At 69.9% G+C, this 14,627-nt stretch carries 18 protein-coding genes; 8 read left to right on the top strand and 10 right to left on the bottom strand.

What is annotated here, in order from left to right; translation table 11 throughout:
* Positions 1–94: 94 nt before the first annotated feature.
* On the top strand, positions 95–892 hold the full coding sequence (locus tag ACI2K4_RS31980) for an alpha/beta fold hydrolase (RefSeq protein WP_404516706.1): 798 nt from the start codon (positions 95–97) through the stop codon (positions 890–892).
* A gap of 68 nt (positions 893–960) precedes the next feature.
* On the opposite strand, the gene ACI2K4_RS31985 is transcribed toward ACI2K4_RS31980, so the two are convergent.
* The 4 genes from ACI2K4_RS31985 to ACI2K4_RS32000 all read right to left on the bottom strand — a co-directional run bounded on the left by ACI2K4_RS31985 (position 961) and on the right by ACI2K4_RS32000 (position 4,470).
* The gene (locus ACI2K4_RS31985) at positions 961–1,917 is read right to left on the bottom strand and encodes an asparaginase (protein WP_404516708.1); all 957 of its coding nucleotides are present in this window, start codon (positions 1,915–1,917) and stop codon (positions 961–963) included.
* Between the two features lie 44 nt (positions 1,918–1,961).
* Entirely contained in the window at positions 1,962–2,801 is an 840-nt protein-coding gene (locus ACI2K4_RS31990) for a 3-keto-5-aminohexanoate cleavage protein (protein ID WP_404516710.1), read from the bottom strand.
* Between the two features lie 110 nt (positions 2,802–2,911).
* Positions 2,912–4,024, bottom strand: coding sequence for a YgfZ/GcvT domain-containing protein (locus ACI2K4_RS31995; RefSeq protein WP_404516712.1), 1,113 nt, complete (start codon positions 4,022–4,024; stop codon positions 2,912–2,914).
* A 20-nt stretch (positions 4,025–4,044) separates the two neighbouring features.
* Entirely contained in the window at positions 4,045–4,470 is a 426-nt protein-coding gene (locus ACI2K4_RS32000; protein WP_404516714.1) for a Fur family transcriptional regulator, read from the bottom strand.
* Between the two features lie 93 nt (positions 4,471–4,563).
* Between ACI2K4_RS32000 and ACI2K4_RS32005 the strand changes: the two genes are divergently transcribed.
* Positions 4,564–5,424, top strand: coding sequence for an aminotransferase class IV (locus tag ACI2K4_RS32005; protein WP_404516868.1), 861 nt, complete (start codon positions 4,564–4,566; stop codon positions 5,422–5,424).
* Between the two features lie 42 nt (positions 5,425–5,466).
* Here ACI2K4_RS32005 and ACI2K4_RS32010 read toward each other — a convergent pair whose 3' ends face one another.
* Both ACI2K4_RS32010 and mtfM read right to left on the bottom strand, forming a co-directional pair.
* Positions 5,467–6,042 (bottom strand): FABP family protein, encoded by a 576-nt coding sequence (locus ACI2K4_RS32010; protein ID WP_404516870.1) that lies wholly within the window; start codon positions 6,040–6,042, stop codon positions 5,467–5,469.
* 29 nt (positions 6,043–6,071) lie between these two features.
* Positions 6,072–6,176, bottom strand: coding sequence for a small membrane protein MtfM (mtfM, locus tag ACI2K4_RS32015; protein ID WP_269476287.1), 105 nt, complete (start codon positions 6,174–6,176; stop codon positions 6,072–6,074).
* Positions 6,177–6,190: 14 nt separating this feature from the next.
* Between mtfM and ACI2K4_RS32020 the strand changes: the two genes are divergently transcribed.
* On the top strand, positions 6,191–6,565 hold the full coding sequence (locus ACI2K4_RS32020) for a DsrE family protein (protein WP_404516716.1): 375 nt from the start codon (positions 6,191–6,193) through the stop codon (positions 6,563–6,565).
* 72 nt (positions 6,566–6,637) lie between these two features.
* Here ACI2K4_RS32020 and ACI2K4_RS32025 read toward each other — a convergent pair whose 3' ends face one another.
* Both ACI2K4_RS32025 and ACI2K4_RS32030 read right to left on the bottom strand, forming a co-directional pair.
* Positions 6,638–7,150: a GNAT family N-acetyltransferase gene (locus ACI2K4_RS32025; protein ID WP_404516718.1), complete on the bottom strand. Its 513-nt coding sequence runs from the start codon at positions 7,148–7,150 to the stop codon at positions 6,638–6,640.
* Between the two features lie 68 nt (positions 7,151–7,218).
* Positions 7,219–8,016 carry an inositol monophosphatase family protein gene (locus tag ACI2K4_RS32030; RefSeq protein ID WP_404516720.1) on the bottom strand — a complete coding sequence of 266 codons (798 nt, stop codon included), beginning with the start codon at positions 8,014–8,016 and terminating at the stop codon, positions 7,219–7,221.
* 303 nt (positions 8,017–8,319) lie between these two features.
* Between ACI2K4_RS32030 and ACI2K4_RS32035 the strand changes: the two genes are divergently transcribed.
* The 5 genes from ACI2K4_RS32035 to ACI2K4_RS32055 all read left to right on the top strand — a co-directional run bounded on the left by ACI2K4_RS32035 (position 8,320) and on the right by ACI2K4_RS32055 (position 12,806).
* Positions 8,320–9,741, top strand: coding sequence for a hypothetical protein (locus ACI2K4_RS32035; RefSeq protein ID WP_404516722.1), 1,422 nt, complete (start codon positions 8,320–8,322; stop codon positions 9,739–9,741).
* A 53-nt stretch (positions 9,742–9,794) separates the two neighbouring features.
* A complete protein-coding gene (locus ACI2K4_RS32040) occupies positions 9,795–10,250 on the top strand; it encodes a GNAT family N-acetyltransferase (RefSeq protein WP_404516724.1) in 456 nt (151 codons plus the stop codon).
* 260 nt (positions 10,251–10,510) lie between these two features.
* Entirely contained in the window at positions 10,511–10,762 is a 252-nt protein-coding gene (locus ACI2K4_RS32045) for a hypothetical protein (RefSeq protein ID WP_404516726.1), read from the top strand.
* 184 nt (positions 10,763–10,946) lie between these two features.
* Positions 10,947–11,213: a hypothetical protein gene (locus ACI2K4_RS32050; RefSeq protein ID WP_404516728.1), complete on the top strand. Its 267-nt coding sequence runs from the start codon at positions 10,947–10,949 to the stop codon at positions 11,211–11,213.
* 126 nt (positions 11,214–11,339) lie between these two features.
* Positions 11,340–12,806, top strand: coding sequence for a glycerophosphodiester phosphodiesterase family protein (locus ACI2K4_RS32055; RefSeq protein WP_404516730.1), 1,467 nt, complete (start codon positions 11,340–11,342; stop codon positions 12,804–12,806).
* Between the two features lie 7 nt (positions 12,807–12,813).
* Here the strand turns inward: ACI2K4_RS32055 and ACI2K4_RS32060 are convergent, their stop codons facing one another.
* Both ACI2K4_RS32060 and ACI2K4_RS32065 read right to left on the bottom strand, forming a co-directional pair.
* Positions 12,814–13,596, bottom strand: coding sequence for a hypothetical protein (locus ACI2K4_RS32060; RefSeq protein ID WP_404516732.1), 783 nt, complete (start codon positions 13,594–13,596; stop codon positions 12,814–12,816).
* Between the two features lie 272 nt (positions 13,597–13,868).
* A complete protein-coding gene (locus ACI2K4_RS32065; protein ID WP_404516734.1) occupies positions 13,869–14,351 on the bottom strand; it encodes a winged helix-turn-helix domain-containing protein in 483 nt (160 codons plus the stop codon).
* Between the last annotated feature and the right edge of the window lie 276 nt (positions 14,352–14,627).

Raw genomic sequence — 14,627 nt, forward strand, 5'->3', positions numbered from 1 at the left:
TGCTAACTGTTGCAAGCAAAACGCTTGCCAGAGTTAGCGACGTCTCACCGGACCCGCTTTGCACTACGGCCACCGGAATGCGTAGCTTCCCCTGATGTCGATGATCGAGTTGAACGGCACCACGCTGGCCTATGACGACCTGGGCGAGGGCAGTGTGGTCGTACTGCTGCATGCCGGCATCGCCGACCGCCGGATGTGGCGCGGCCAGGTCACCGCGCTCGCGCAACACCATCGCGTGCTCGCCCTGGACCTGCGCGGCTACGGCGATTCCAATCTGCCGGAAAACCCGTTTGCCCATTTTGACGACGTGGTCGGCCTGCTCGACGCGCTCGCCATCGAGCGGGCGGCCCTGGTCGGCTGCTCGTTCGGCGGCGCGGTGGCGATCGACGCCACGCTCGCCCACCCCGATCGGGTCACCGCGCTCGCCCTCTTCGGCTCGGCCGTCTCCGGCCACGAGTGGTCGGACGAGGCGAACGACCTCTGGGAGAGCCTGATCGGCGACGTCGACGACGAGGACTTCGACGCGGCGGCCGAAGCCGACGTACGTTTCTGGGTGGTCGGCCCGGGTCGTGAGCCGGCCGACGTGGAGCCGGCGTTGCTGGAGTTCGCCCGGGAGATGGACCGTCGGGCACTGGCCGCCGAGGCGGCACTCGGCAACGTCGAGGTATACGAACTCGACCGACCGGCGATCGGACGGTTGGAGGAGATCAAGGTTCCGGTGCTGGTCGGTGCGGGTGCGGCGGACGTACCGGACATCTGCCGGCTGGCCGACGAGATCGCCGCGCGGGTCCCCGGCGCGGTCCGGCTGCCCGACGTACCCGACGCGGGCCACCTGCTTCCGCTGGAACGCCCCGCCGTGGTCAACGAAGCCCTCCTGGCCTTCCTCCCCTAACCGCGTAGCTGTGTAAGGAAGGGCCCCTTGTTAACGCATAGCGTTAACAAGGGGCCCTTCCTTACACCTCAGAGGGCGCGGACGGCGCCTACCGGAATGCCGCCGCCGAGCAGCGGCGGTTCGGCCAGTTCGTCGAGGACCGGCGCGCTCACGCCGAGCCTGCGCAGCGCCGCGACCAACACCGGCATCCGTGCCCGGGCCGCCCCGTCGTCGATCTTGATCGCGACCGCGCCGACCCCGGGCAGTGCGACCACGATGATGCCCTCCGCGCCCACCTTGGAGAGCAGTCCGTCGACACCGGTCATCAGCAGGTTGTCCTCGGCCCCGGTGCCGGAGACCAGCTCCGGGTGGGTACGCATCGCGTCCGCCACGGTCCGCTCCACCGAGCCCGGCGCCCCCGAGACGAGCCGCAGGAACGCACCGGCCAGCCCGGTCAGCGACACGGCGAGCACCGGGGCGCCACAACCGTCGACCCCGGTCGCCGCCACCCGCTCACCGGTGAAGTCCTCGATCGCCGTACGGAGGCGCTGCTGGAGCGGGTGCTCGGGCCGCCAGTACCCGTCGATGTCCCAGCCCGCCGCCAGGCAGGTCAACAGCATGCCGGAGTGCTTGCCGGAGCAGTTCATCCGGATCCGGGTCGGACCGCCGCCGGCCCGCAGCACGTCCGCCCGCGCCGCCTCGTTCACCGGCAGGTCGGGTGGGCAGCGCAACGCCGACTCGGTCAGCCCACCGCTGCGCAACATGGCCTCGGCGCGGGCCACGTGGAAGTCCTCCCCGTGATGACTGCCACAGACCAGCGCCAGGTCGGCCGAGTCGGCCAGACGCAGACCGGAACGGAGCATTCCGATCGCCTGCATCGGCTTGCTGGACGAACGCGGGAAGATCGGCGAGCGTACGTCACCCGCCGACGAAACCACCGTTGCGTCCGGACCGAGCAGCACCACCGAACCGTGGTGCAACCCCTCGACAAACCCGGACCGGACCACCTCGGCGAGCGGCTCGCCGCCCGTGTAGCTCTGTGCCATGGGCAGACCGTAGCGAGTGCTCCGACCGCCACCTTAGGGAGCCCTCAGGTTCGAGGCGGGAGTCCCAGCAGCTCACGGGCGTCCGCGCTGATCATGGGCGGGCGCTGGGCAAGCTGGGCGAAGCCGACGGCGCGCGCCACCAACTGCATGTTCGACTCGACCGGGCGGCCCTTGGCGTACGTGATCGTGTCCTCCATGCCGACCCGGAGGTGACCACCGGCGGAGAGCGAGGCCAGCATCACCGGGATCGTGCTGCGCCCGATGCCGGTGGCGGAGAACGTGCTCCCCGCCGGAAGATCGCGCAGCGCCTGGCAGGAGGCGACCAGGGCCTCGGTGCTGCCCGGCATGCCGCCCGGCACCCCCATCACGAAGTCGACGTGCACGTGGCCACCGGCCGGCAGGCCGTGCTTGTCGAGCAGCCGACGCAGGGTGGTGAGCTGTCCCAGGTCGAAGATCTCGTACTCGGGCACGATGCCGCGATCCCGCATCCGGTTGTGCAGTTCGACGATGAACTCCCACCGGTTGAGGAACACGTCGTCGCCGAAGTTGACCGTGCCCATGGTGCAGGAGGCCATCTCGGGTCCGGCGTCGAGCACGGCCAGCCGATCGGCCTCCGGGTCGGTCACCGCGCCGCCGGTGGAGAGCTGCACGATCAGGTCGGTGCTCTCCTGCAGCGCGGCGACCGTGTCGCGCAGCCGTCCCGGATCGAGCGTCGGCCTGGCCTGACCGTCCCGGATGTGTACGTGGATCACGGCCGCGCCGAGCGCCTCGCACTCCTTCGCGGTGAGCACCAGCTCGTCCAGGGTCACCGGCAGCGCCGGGACCTCGGACTTGTTCGACTCCGCCCCGGTCGGGGCCACCGTGATCAACGTCCCTGTTGTCATGCCGGCGATCCTAACCAGGCCACCCGTTACCCGCGCCACACCTGAAGGCGAGCCCCCGTCGACGCACGGGTGACGCGACGCGGTTCAGGACGGGTCGACCGCTACACGGCTCAGGACGGGTCGATCGCGGCGGCCACCCCGTCGACCACCAGCCGGGCGTCGCCGGCCACGTTGCGCTTGACCACCGCCAGGGCGACCGGACCCAGTTCGAAGTGGCGGACCGCGGTGCCCACGAAGCCGATCGCGCGCTCGCCGTCGTTCACCGGTGTGCCGACCGCCGGGAGCTGGTCGGAGGCGAGACCGTCAAGATGCAGCAGGACCAGCTTGCGCGGCGGACGGCCCAGGTTGTGCACCCGGGCCACCGTCTCCTGCCCCCGGTAGCAGCCCTTGTCCAGGTGCACCGCCGGTGCGATCAGGTCGACCTCCGCCGGGATGGTGCGGTGGTCGGTCTCGAAGCCCGCCCGGGGCCGCCGGGCCGCGACCCGGATCGCCTCGTACGCCCAGAGCCCGGCCAACGGCACGCCGGCCCCGGTCAGCTCGGCCACCACCCGGGCCAGCTCCGCACGGGGAACCAGCAGGTCCACTCCCAACTCGACCCGGCGGGCCCAGCCGCCACCCGGCAACGGACGTACGTCGTACCTGGTGGTCGGGCGGGGTGGCAGGTCGCCGCCGGCGAACTTCGGACCCGGCACCGGCAGCGCGTCCGGAGCTTCCAGCCCGGTCACGCCGAGCGTGCCGACCGCGTCCGCCGCGCCCGGCCCGACCAGGGAGAGCACGGCCCAGTCGGCGGTCGCGTCACGCGGGTCCACCTGGGTGAAGAACCGCATCTTCTCCAGGTACGTCAACAGGCCGGCGGTGTCCCGGGGCTCGGTGTCGAGCCAGGTCGTCTCGCCGTCCTCGGCGACCATGGCGTGCTGCTCGATGTGTCCGTGCGGGGAGAGGACCAGCAGTTCGCTGCCCTGCCCGGCGCGCAGGTCGGCCAGGTGCTGGGTGGTGAGGGTGTGCAGCCAACCGGCCCGCTCGACCCCGGGGACCGCGATCACTCCCCGGTGGGAGCGGTCGACCAGGCCGACCTCGGTGGCGAGGACGCGCTGCTCGCGCATCGGGTCGCCGTAATGGGCGGCGACCCCGCGTACGCCCGCCGCGGCGTGCTCCGGGACCGGCTGGTCCGGCGTCTGTTCGTCCAGCACCTCGACGGCCACCGCGCCCGCGATGTCGATCATTTGCCACACCCCGCAGTCGACTAGTCCTGCTGCTCCCCGCACTTCCGGCAGAGGCCGAAGAGTGCCACGTGCCCGACGTCGACCGTGAATCCCCGTTCCCCGGCCAACTGGTCGGCGAGCGGCCGGAGCATCTCCGGCTCAACCTCGTCGACCTCACCGCAGGACCGGCACACCAGGTGGACGTGCTGGTCCGCGCCGGCCGCGTGGTAGGTCGGGGACCCGTGCGACAGGTGCGTATGGGTAACCAACCCGAGCCGCTCGAGCAATTCCAGCGTGCGATAAATAGTGGTGATGTTCACTCCGGCCGCGATCCCCCGGACGGCCGTGTGCACCTGCTCCGGGGTGGCGTGGCCCAGTTCGAGCACGGCTTCCAGAATCAACTGCCGCTGCGCCGTCAACCTCAGTCCACGGGAACGCAACATCTCGGCCAGCGATGATTCCGACACAGGTCGAGCATAGTTCCCCCGGCCGGAACCGCCGAACCCCGGCAATCGACGCCGAGCGGGTCCGGCACGTCCCGGACACCGTTACGCTCTGAAATCGTGTCCGAACGCCAGATCGTCGCCGTGCTGGGCCGGGGCGTGGTGCCGGCCGACGAGCCGGTCGTACGCGCCGACGACCGTGGGGTGCTGCACGGCGACGGCCTCTTCGAGACCATGCACGTACGCGACGGTCGCCCCTGGCTGCGCGACGAACACCTGACCCGGCTGGCCAACGCCGCCGCAACGGTCGACCTGGTGCTGCCCGGAGCGACCGAACTCGCCGAGTTGCTGGCCTCGGTCTGCGCCGAGTGGCCGGCGGAGACCGAGGGAGCGCTCCGGCTGGTCTGCACCCGTGGCCCGGAGGGCGGCGGCCCGGCCACCGTCTTCGCCACCCTGTCACCCGTGCCGCCGGCCCTGCGGCTGGCCAGGACCGCCGGGATCAGCGTCGCCACGCTCCCGCTCGGCGTACCCGCCGGGGCCAGGGCCGGGCAGCCCTGGCTGCTCGCCGGGATCAAATCCACGTCGTACGGGGTGAGCCTGGCCGCCCGCCGCTGGGCCGCCGCGAACGGGGTGGACGACGTGCTCTGGACCTCGACCGACGGTTACGCCCTGGAGGGGCCGTCGGCGAACCTGGTCTGGCTGGCCGGGGAGACGCTCTGCACGGTCCCCGCCGCCAGCACCGGCATCCTGCCCGGGGTGACGGCCGGCTGGCTGCTCGCCCACGCCGGTTCGCTCGGCTGGTCGGCGGCCGAACGCCTGGTCAGTCCGGCCGAACTGCGGGAGGCGGCCTGCCTCGGCGTCTGGTTCACCTCGTCGGTGCGGGGTCTGGCCGAGGTCCGCACCCTGGACGGCATGCCGCTGCCACCGTCGCCGCACACCCGAGACCTGCGCGACCTGCTGGGTTTCCCGATCGCCTGACCGGCCGCGTCGCTCTCCCCCGGCCGCGTCGCTCTCCCCGGGTCAGCCGCCGACGCGGATGAGGCGGGCGGAGAGGTGTGGCACCAGGGGCTGGCCGACGGCGGCCATCTCCTGGGCGTAGAGCAGCGCGCCCTCGACGATCCCGAAGAGCCGGTGGCCGGCCGTGACCTCCTTCGCGGTGGAGGTACGGACCACCGCGTCGGTGACCAGTTCGAGCCGGGTGCCGGTGACCTTGCCGACGTGCAGCTCCATGATCCCGGTGGGGGTGGTCAGCAGCGCCTCGATCTCGTCGGTCGCCCGGTCCCCGTCCATCACCGGACGCCACCAGCCGACCTCACGACCGGCCGGCCGGATCGGGCGGCTCTCCTCGTCCAGCAGCCAGGCCCGCGACTCGTAGCTGAGGAACGGCCGACCGTCGTGGCTGATCTTGATTTCCTGGGCGTAGTCGAAGTCCTCGACCGTCGGGTAGCCGCCCCGCCCGCGTCCACGCCACAGCCCCACGTACGGCAGCAGTCCGAGCAGTGCCGGGTGCAGGTCCGGACCGACCCGCAGGTCGTACGTCTCCTCGAACGGGTACGGCTCGACCGGTGGCGCGTTCAACCACGGCGGCGGGGCCATCGGGTTGTCCGGGGACGTACTCTCCGCGTTCACCAGCGTCCTCTCGAAATGCGTACCGCGAGGTAGACCAGGCCACCCGCGAGCAGGCCGAAGCCCGCCACCAGCAGGCTGACGAACCCAATCTCGGTAACCATGACAAGGTCATCCTATGCTGGCCGGTATGACACGCACTCTCGTCGTCAAGGCCACCGCGGGTTCCGACTCGCCGGAACGGTGTGCCCAGGCGTTCACGGTCGCCTCGACCGCTGTCGCGGCGGGAGTGGACGTGTCGCTCTGGCTGACCGGCGAGTCGAGCTGGTTCGCGCTGCCCGGACGGGCCGCCGAGTTCGAGTTGCCGCACTCTGCCCCGCTGGCCGAGTTGCTGCACGTGATCCTGACCAGTGGCCGGGTCACCGTGTGCAGCCAGTGTGCGGCCCGCCGGGAGATCGGCGAGTCGGACGTGCTGCCGGGCGTACGGATCGCCGGCGCGGCCACCTTCGTCGAGGAGGCGATGGCCGACGGCGTCCAGGCGTTGGTCTACTGACCCTGCCGCCGTCCCGTCCCCCCGGACCCGCCGTCGCGCCGCCCCATCCCGGCGCCCGTTGATCAGTGCTGGTCAGACCGGCAGGTCCCAGCGCATCGCCGCGCGCGGCCAGCGGTCCAGTCCGAGGGCGATCTCCCGGTCCCGGATCGCCCGCAGGTTCGGCGTCAGCTCGCCGTCGGCCAGGATCCGGAAGCCGAGGCGCTGGTAGTACGGCGCGTTCCACGGCACCTCGACAAAGGTGGTCAGGGTCAGCGCCGGGTGACCCCGTCGGGCCGCCTCGCCGGCCAGGTGCTCGATCAGCCGCCGTCCCACGCCCTGCCGGCCACTCTTCGGGTGCACCGAGATCTGCTCGACGTGCAGGTTGCCGTCGACCTCCTCGGTGATCACGTACGCGATCGGCCGGTCGGTCGCGTCCGCGGCGACCCAGGCCCGCCCCTCCCGCTGGTACGGCGCCAACTCGGCCGGTGTGGGCAGGTCGTTCTCGGCGACCTCCACCATGCCGATCTCCCGGAAGTACCGTCCGGCGGCGTCCTCTATCCCCGGCAGCAGGGCCAGTTCGTGGATACGGGCTGTACGGATGCGCATCGGATCATTGTGCCGTCCCGCCCGCCCGCGCACCGCCGTCGGATCGAATCATGGCAAAGCGTGCCCGGCTACCGAGGGCTGGCGGCCTTCCGCACCAGGTCGAGCAACTCCGGCAGCAGTTCCGGGCTGGAACCGATGGTCGCTTCGGAGTCGGCGGTGTGCGTGCTGCCGTCGAGGTCGGTGAGCTGGGCACCCGCCTCCCGCGCGATGATCACGCCCGCGCTGGTGTCCCACGGCTTGTTGCTCAACATGACAAACGCGTCGAGCCGCCCATGGGCCAGCCAGGCCAGGTCGATCGCGGCGGAGCCGAACATCCGTACCCGTTGGGCCCGCTCGGCGAGGGCGGCGGTGATCGCCAGCCGGTGCGCGTTCTGCTCGCCTGCGTCCGGCCCGACCGCGAAGTCCCCGAGCGCGACCAGCGCCTCGCCCAGGTCAACGGCGCGGGTGGCGCGGATCGGCTCGCCGTCGACGTGGGCGCCGTGCCCGAGCGCGGCAGCATACCGGTTGCCGAGGAAGGGCAGGTCGATGATGCCGAGCACCGACCGCCGCCGTTCGATCAGACCGAGCGAGACCGCGCAGAGCGGCGACCCGTGCACGAAGTTGACCGTCCCGTCGACCGGGTCGAGCGACCAGGTGAGTTCGTCCCCGGCACCACTGGTCCCCTCCTCCTCGCCGAGAAACCCGATCCCCGGCGTACGTTCGGCCAGGAAGGCACGGAGCCTGCGCTCGATGGCGAAGTCCACCTCGGAGGCCATGTCCCGGTCACCCTTGCCGGTCAGAACACCCGGCCGGAGCGTACGCATCATGTCCCGCGCCAGGTCGACGGCCTCGTGCGCCACCGACAGCAGCTCGCCGTACCCCGTCATGCCGGCACCTCTCCACAGGCATCGCTTCCCGAGCTTGATCCAACCACGCCCACCCCGACAACGACGCCGGACCGATCCACGGCTGCCTTGGCGCGAGACCTGTGACGCGTCTTCGCGATACACGAAATTCCATGTACTCACACGAAAGAACGTGTACGAGAAAACAACAAAACACCGCCGGGCACCGGACAGCACGATCGACCAGCGCGTGAATCTCGTGAACTTGTCCCGAGAGGGCGGCACGACCTTGGAGTGTCGTAACAGACTGACTACCGTGCGATAGAGCTATCTGCTGGAGGTGTCGTGGCTCAGGAGTCAATCTCGCTCACCGACGCGCTGCGGCTCGCGGAGTGGAGTCCACGACAACTCGTCAACGCGATCAACACCCGGCTGACCCGTCAGGGCCGCGACAGGTACCGTCTCGACCCGACGGCGGGCTACCCATGGGTCAGGCGGGGATTCCGCCCTCGGCCTCCAATCCCGGAGGTGGCGGCGGCCGTCCTCTCGGAACAACTCGGCTTTCTGGTGCAATCGCAACAGTTGTGGCCAGAGCACGAAGGGGGCGCCGCTCCGGTACGTGATGCCGCCGCCGACCTAGACGACATCACCTGTGTGGACGATCTCACCCACAGGTTGAGCAGCCTCAGTGCCGCAACCACGACCTCGCACCACCGATTTGTCGGCTCCTCTGGTGCTGACCTGACCGCCGCCGTCCTGAATCAGATGGGCGGAGCGGCGTTCGCTCCCCGAAACCACGCCGGCCGGGAGCGTGTCCTTCCCGAACAGATCGAGTTGATCTCGACTCACGTCGCCGCGCTCCGACGCCTCGATGACCGGCACGGCGGTGGCGCACTCAGCCTTCGTTACGTGACAGCCGAACTGCGAAGCGTCCTTGATCTGTTCCAGTATGCGAACTATGAGCGGAGCGCCGGTCGGCAACTGCTCACCACGATCGCCGACCTTGCCCAGTTGCTCGGCTGGCTACAGTTCGACTCGGGACGGTACGGACCCGCAGAGCGCTACCTGTTGCTGAGCGTAGGCGTGTGTCGCTCGCTCGGCGCGAACGATCGAGCGGCCAACGCCATCGGCATGCTCAGCTACGTCTCCGCATTCGCCGGACACGGCGAACAGGCACTACAGCTAGTCGAAGCGGCTAGGCGGGAGACCCCGAAGATCCACCCGATCCTCCATGCACGCCTGCTCGGCCGCGAGGCAACCGCTGCCGCCGCGACCGGCGACCTTGCACGGTTTCGCCGTAGCTCCGACGAAGCGATGCGACTGCTGCTCGATCGCGAGCGCTGGGAAACGCCGCCATTCCTGTATTACCTGACCGCGGAGCAACTTGCCGCCGAAACCGGACAGGGACTGGCTGTACTCGCCGAACGCTGCGTGTCGAGCCGCAATCGACTCCTCACGGAGGCGATCACCACTCTCCGGCCCGCCGTTCACGCCGTGACGCCCTCCCCCGGCAGCGGATCACCGGCGGTCTACGCGCGGTCAGCACTGCTGCACACGACGTTTCTGGCACGAGCGTATCTACTGCATGGCGACCTTGCCCACGCCGTGGCGTCGATGCGGGCGGCGGTCGGCCTGCTGAACCAGGTCCAGTCCCCTCGGGGCCGCGCCTACCTCCAGTCGCTGCGCCCTGCCCTGGCCCGTCGGCTCCGCTCGCCGCTCGTAGCCGAGTTCCTTCCGGAGTTGGATGAGGCATTATCGCTCGTGTGACGGCAAGGTCTCCCGACGCGACTCCATGGGCTCACTCAGCGGACAACCTTACGGTGACAGCGCGTCCCTACGACCATCCCGACGCTGCTCGGTTACTGAGAGCCTTCTACGAGGACCAGGTCAGCCGGTACGGCTTCGCCGAGCCGGTTGACGCCGATCCTGCCGGCTACGCCCCGCCGAGGGGCGTCTTCCTGGTGGTCTACCGCGAACACGCGCCCATCGGCTGCGGCGGCTACCGGTGGTTCGATCGCACGAATGGGACCATCGAGATCAAGAAGACGTACACGATCCCCGAGGTACGCGGGACTGGCGTCGGACGGGTGTTGCTTTCCGCACTTGAACAGCATGGCGTGATGAACGGCGCCAGCCACAGCATCTTGGAAACCGGCGTGCGTAATCATGCCGCGCTCGCTCTGTTCCGAAGTCTCGGATACCAGCCCACTCACACGTACGTGGCGTCGCGCGATCCGAAAATCAACCGCGCGTTCGTCAAGACGCTGATCAGCTAAAGGCACGCCCGAGCATTCTCGCGAGCAGAGGCTACGTTGCAGCGAGTTCACGGAAATCACGGCCGATAGCCCAGGTTCCCGAAATTCACGCCCCGCGACGATTCTGGAAATGACCACCTCCTGGTGAACTGGAATCAGCCATCCCCCTGATCGGCGCCGGGGTGGCCGTGAGGTCGGTGAGTCCCCCGCGCCCACCGGCCGTAGAAACTCCGTCCACCTCGGCGCTTTTCACCGGTCAACTTTCCGAATTGGAGCGCCGGATGCCCGCGCTGTCGTACGACCCGGCCGAGCCGCCGGCCAGCCCACCGCCCGAATGCGTGATCCCGCTGATGTGGCTGATGGCGTACCAGTTGTTTCGTGACCACCGGCCCGATCGGGACGGATTCTGCGTGACCTGCGTACCCGACGAATTTGTGCCCTGCGTCGGCCGGCACCTTGCCGAGCGGGGATTCCGGGTCGCCTGCGGCGGTTCCGACGCCGCACCCCTGCCCGACAGTGGAGCAGAACGGTGACGGTCTACCGCAGTGGGCATGCCAGCGGCGGTCCCATCGCGGCCGTCGCGGTGGTGACACTGATCCGGCCGTACGTCCTCGGCTGTCCCGGCGCGGACCAGGCACCACCCCGCCGACTGGCCGGGAAACACATTCGGAAGCCCGGCCTGCGGAACGTGCCGAGCCCCCGGCGGTGGGACCCGGCGTGAACTACCCTGGCCGCACCCCTGAGTCCGGCGAGATTGTGCTCCTCGACGCGGGTGCGAGCGTGCAGTTCGCCGGTGATCGCGCGATCCTGCTGCGGGTAAGCAAAGTTGACGAGCGTTACACCTACGACGGCTGGACCTGGCTGTCGGGATACCAGCTCGACCGGCAGGGCAACGCCACCGCGAAACGGGACGTGTTTGTCAGCCTCGCCGGGATCAAGTATCGGACCGGAGTCCGTCCGCCTCGGCCGACCACTGTTCCGTGATCGTTTCGCGGGTTGTCACGGCGTGGCCAGGCCGGGCATCGACGGGTCGGGGAGATTCGCGTACGGCGACGCTGGCGGCGGTGTCGCCCGGTAGCCCGTCACCCGATCCCGGATTGGTGCGAAGTGATGCGTACAAGGTGGATGACCTGGGCGGTCGCCATGGTGGCGACCGGCGTCACGGTCGGTGTTGTGCCCCAACTCGTCACGAAGGTGGTGGGCACCGCACAGACGGCGGAGGCCGCCCCCGTCTCGCCGGCCGGGCACGGCAAGCCCGGTCAGACCATCGAGCAGGTACGTCGCCAGTTCCTCGACCACTCCAAGGACGCACCGGTGATGGTGGTCGCGCACCGGGGCTACTGGCGCGGTGCGCCGGAGAACTCGATCGACGCCGTCCGGATGGCGGTCGACAAGGGCGCCCAGGTGGTCGAGATCGACGTGCAGCGGACCGCCGACGGGCAGCTCGTCCTGATGCACGACACGAGCGTGAACCGTACGACAAACGGCACCGGCCAGGTCGCGGACCTGACGTTGGCCCAGGTCAAGGCGTTGCGGCTGCGGGTCGGGCTCGGCGGCGCGCAGGCGCCGCTGACCGATGCGCAGGTGCCGACGCTGGCCGAGGCGCTGAACGTGGTCAAGGGCCGGGCGATGGTCAACCTCGACAAGGGCTGGGCGTTCCGGGACCAGGAGTACGACCTGCTGGTCGCCTCGGGCACGCTCGACCACGCCATCTTCAAGAGTTCCGCCCCGGTGGCCGAAGTGGAGCAGTTCCTGGCCAGGGACCCGCGCATCCTCTACAGCCACGTGGTGGACGACGGCAACGCCGCCAGCATCGGCACCTTCACCGGGCGGCCTCCGGCGTCGTACGAGTTGGTCTTCGACCGCCTCACCGACCCGCAGATCCAGCCGGCCACCGTCGCCACCGCGCGTAAGACGGGCCGGATCTGGGTCAACACCATGTGGTACGGCCTGGCCGCCGGCTACACCGACGAGGGTTCGCTGGTCGACGCCGAGCGTGGGTGGGCCTCGGTGGTCGACCGGCACGGCGCCGACATGATCCAGACGGACAACCAGGAGCAGCTCCTCGCCTGGTTGTCCACCCGCGACCGGCACGGCAAGCGGGACCAGTGGCCGACACTGCCGGAGGGCGCGATCCGGGTGCAGGCGGAGGACTACTCGACCGGGGGCAAGGAGGTCGGCTACCACGACCTGGAGGACGACAACCGGGGTGGCGTGGCCCGCAAGTACGAGGGCGTCGACATCTGCGACCAGGCCGGTGCCACGGTGATGTGCTGGATCCGGGGCGGCGAGTGGGTCAGGTACACCGTCGAGGTGCCCCGTTCCGGCTCCTACCAGGTCGCCGCGCGGGTCTCCACCCCGTACAGCCCGGCCGGTCGCTTCACCCTGACCTTCGACGGCAAGCAGACCACGGCACCGGTTGACGTGATCACCACCACGTCACACGACGCCTTCACCCTCCAGCCGGTCCCCGGCACCCGCTACCTCTCCAGGGGCACCCACGAGTTCATGATCAGGATGGACCCCACCACCTACCAGAACTTCAACATCGACTACTTCCAGCTCACTCCCCGCTGACTGGTGATCAGGCGCAGTTGGTGGTGGCGACGTGGGTGGTGGTGTCGGTCAGGGTCACCACCACGCTGAGGGCGGGCGTGCGGTACGCGTACAGGGTGGGCTGATCGGCGACGACCGTTGCCTCGGGGCCGGCGAAGGTACGCAGGGTGGCGCCGAGCGGCATGGTCGGAAGACCCGGAACGGTGAGCCGGACGGTCTGCGCTGACCTGCCTGGCCCACAGGTCAGCGGGCCGTCACGGTCCATTTTCCCGTCCGGCGGCAGACCGAGCGCGGCGAGCACCCGTCCGGGTTCGACGTCGATCGGCAGCCCGAGCAGGGTCCCCACCACCGTGGTGCCCGAGGGATTCGGTCGGCAGCCGGTTTCGGCGGTGAGTCTGATGGTGCCGGGATCGGTGACACCCCCGGCGATGGCGACAAACTCGCCCCCGTCGGCGCGCAACGTGTGGGTGCCGCTCTCCGGCCGGTGCCGTACGCGAGCCTCGTACTCGGTCGGCAACTGCTCCGCTATCCGGTCGAGCAGCGCCGGGGCCTCGGCTTCGGCGGTGCGCAGGGTCACCGAGCCGACCAGGTTGGCGCCGTCCCGCAGCGGGGTGATCCGGCAGCCCGGCTCCAGGCGCGGGCCGTCGATCTCGACCACCGCGCTGTTCTCCGCGCCGGTCAGAAGCCGGCCGAGGGCCTGACGGAGCACCGGCATGGCGGCGGCCACGTCACGCTGCTCGCGAACGGTAGGTGCGTCCCGCCGGACCGAGACGTATGCGACAAGCAGCAGCAAAACAACCCAACCCGCCACGCCAGCCACCAACCATCGACGCCCCGAACTCGCCGGCTCCGCACCAGCGGGCGCAGGCGGGTCAGCCGGCGCAGGCGGGTCAGCCGGCGCAGGCGGGTCAGCCGGCGCAGGCGGGTCAGCCGGCGCAGGCGGGTCAGCCGGCGCAGGCGGGTCAGCGGGCGCAGGCGGGTCGCTTGGCGTGGGCGGGTCGGCCGGCGGGTACGACGCCGCGTCTGTCGTCACGCCAGCCATCGTGACACGGCAGCCCAGGTCAAAGTATGGCCGGCAGCCGGTCAGCGTACGGGCAGCAGGCGGTAGCCGACGCCGCGTACGGTCTGCACCTGCGGACCGCCCTCGATGGCCCGCAGCTTGCGCCGCAGCCGTTTGATCGCGGAGTGCAGGATGGCCGTGTCGCCGAGGTAGGCGCCGCCCCAGACCGAGTCGAAGAGCCGCTCGTAGGTCCAGACCATCAACGGCGGGCCGACCAGCCGGGCCAACAGTTCCCGCTCCAGCCGGGTCAGGGCCAGCGGCTCGCCGCGCCAGGTGACCAGGTGACCGCCGGGGTCGACCAGGAGTTCGCCGACGCTCACCGGCAGGGCCGACGGCCTTGGCGTTCCCGGCTCGACATCCTCCGGTGGGAAGAGTGTCGCCCGCAGTTCCGCCAGATCGGCCACGATCAGTACGCGACCGAAGTCGTCGAGGCGGCGCAGTACCCTTGCCCGTACGGCTGCGTCCGTGGACACACATACGACGAGTGGCACTTCGGTCTCAGTCAACCCGATCCTCCCCCGTGCACCGGCTCGCACCAGCCAACGCGCTCGGCCGGGCGGAGTCAACGGCTGTGGGTGCCCCGCTCATTCAATGGGCACCCTCCCAAGAACGTCAAGATGACAACGTCCTGACCGGATACTGCCCGAATACTGCCTATCTACGGTCTTGATCATGGTCAAACCGACCTTGAGCATGTCTCCAGGGCTGGTGCGGAACCGCTCTTCAACGTCGCAGTCAGGATCCCGCACCCGCTCGCGGCGCCGGACATCCCGGAGCAGCGT

The organism is Micromonospora sp. NPDC050397, assembly GCF_044901685.1.
Lineage (GTDB): Bacteria > Actinomycetota > Actinomycetes > Mycobacteriales > Micromonosporaceae > Micromonospora_G.

Excerpts from the sequence above, each read along its gene's own strand:
- ACI2K4_RS32055 (WP_404516730.1), top strand. The coding sequence starts at position 11,340 with ATGCGTACAAGGTGGATGACCTGGGCGGTCGCCATGGTGGCGACCGGC.
- mtfM (WP_269476287.1), bottom strand. The coding sequence starts at position 6,176 with ATGGTTACCGAGATTGGGTTCGTCAGCCTGCTGGTGGCGGGCTTCGGC.
- ACI2K4_RS32010 (WP_404516870.1), bottom strand. The coding sequence starts at position 6,042 with ATGGCCCCGCCGCCGTGGTTGAACGCGCCACCGGTCGAGCCGTACCCG.
- ACI2K4_RS32045 (WP_404516726.1), top strand. The coding sequence starts at position 10,511 with ATGCCCGCGCTGTCGTACGACCCGGCCGAGCCGCCGGCCAGCCCACCG.
- ACI2K4_RS32030 (WP_404516720.1), bottom strand. The coding sequence starts at position 8,016 with ATGACGGGGTACGGCGAGCTGCTGTCGGTGGCGCACGAGGCCGTCGAC.
- ACI2K4_RS31980 (WP_404516706.1), top strand. The coding sequence starts at position 95 with ATGTCGATGATCGAGTTGAACGGCACCACGCTGGCCTATGACGACCTG.
- ACI2K4_RS31990 (WP_404516710.1), bottom strand. The coding sequence starts at position 2,801 with ATGACAACAGGGACGTTGATCACGGTGGCCCCGACCGGGGCGGAGTCG.
- ACI2K4_RS31985 (WP_404516708.1), bottom strand. The coding sequence starts at position 1,917 with ATGGCACAGAGCTACACGGGCGGCGAGCCGCTCGCCGAGGTGGTCCGG.
- ACI2K4_RS32020 (WP_404516716.1), top strand. The coding sequence starts at position 6,191 with ATGCTGGCCGGTATGACACGCACTCTCGTCGTCAAGGCCACCGCGGGT.
- ACI2K4_RS32025 (WP_404516718.1), bottom strand. The coding sequence starts at position 7,150 with ATGCGCATCCGTACAGCCCGTATCCACGAACTGGCCCTGCTGCCGGGG.
- ACI2K4_RS31995 (WP_404516712.1), bottom strand. The coding sequence starts at position 4,024 with ATGATCGACATCGCGGGCGCGGTGGCCGTCGAGGTGCTGGACGAACAG.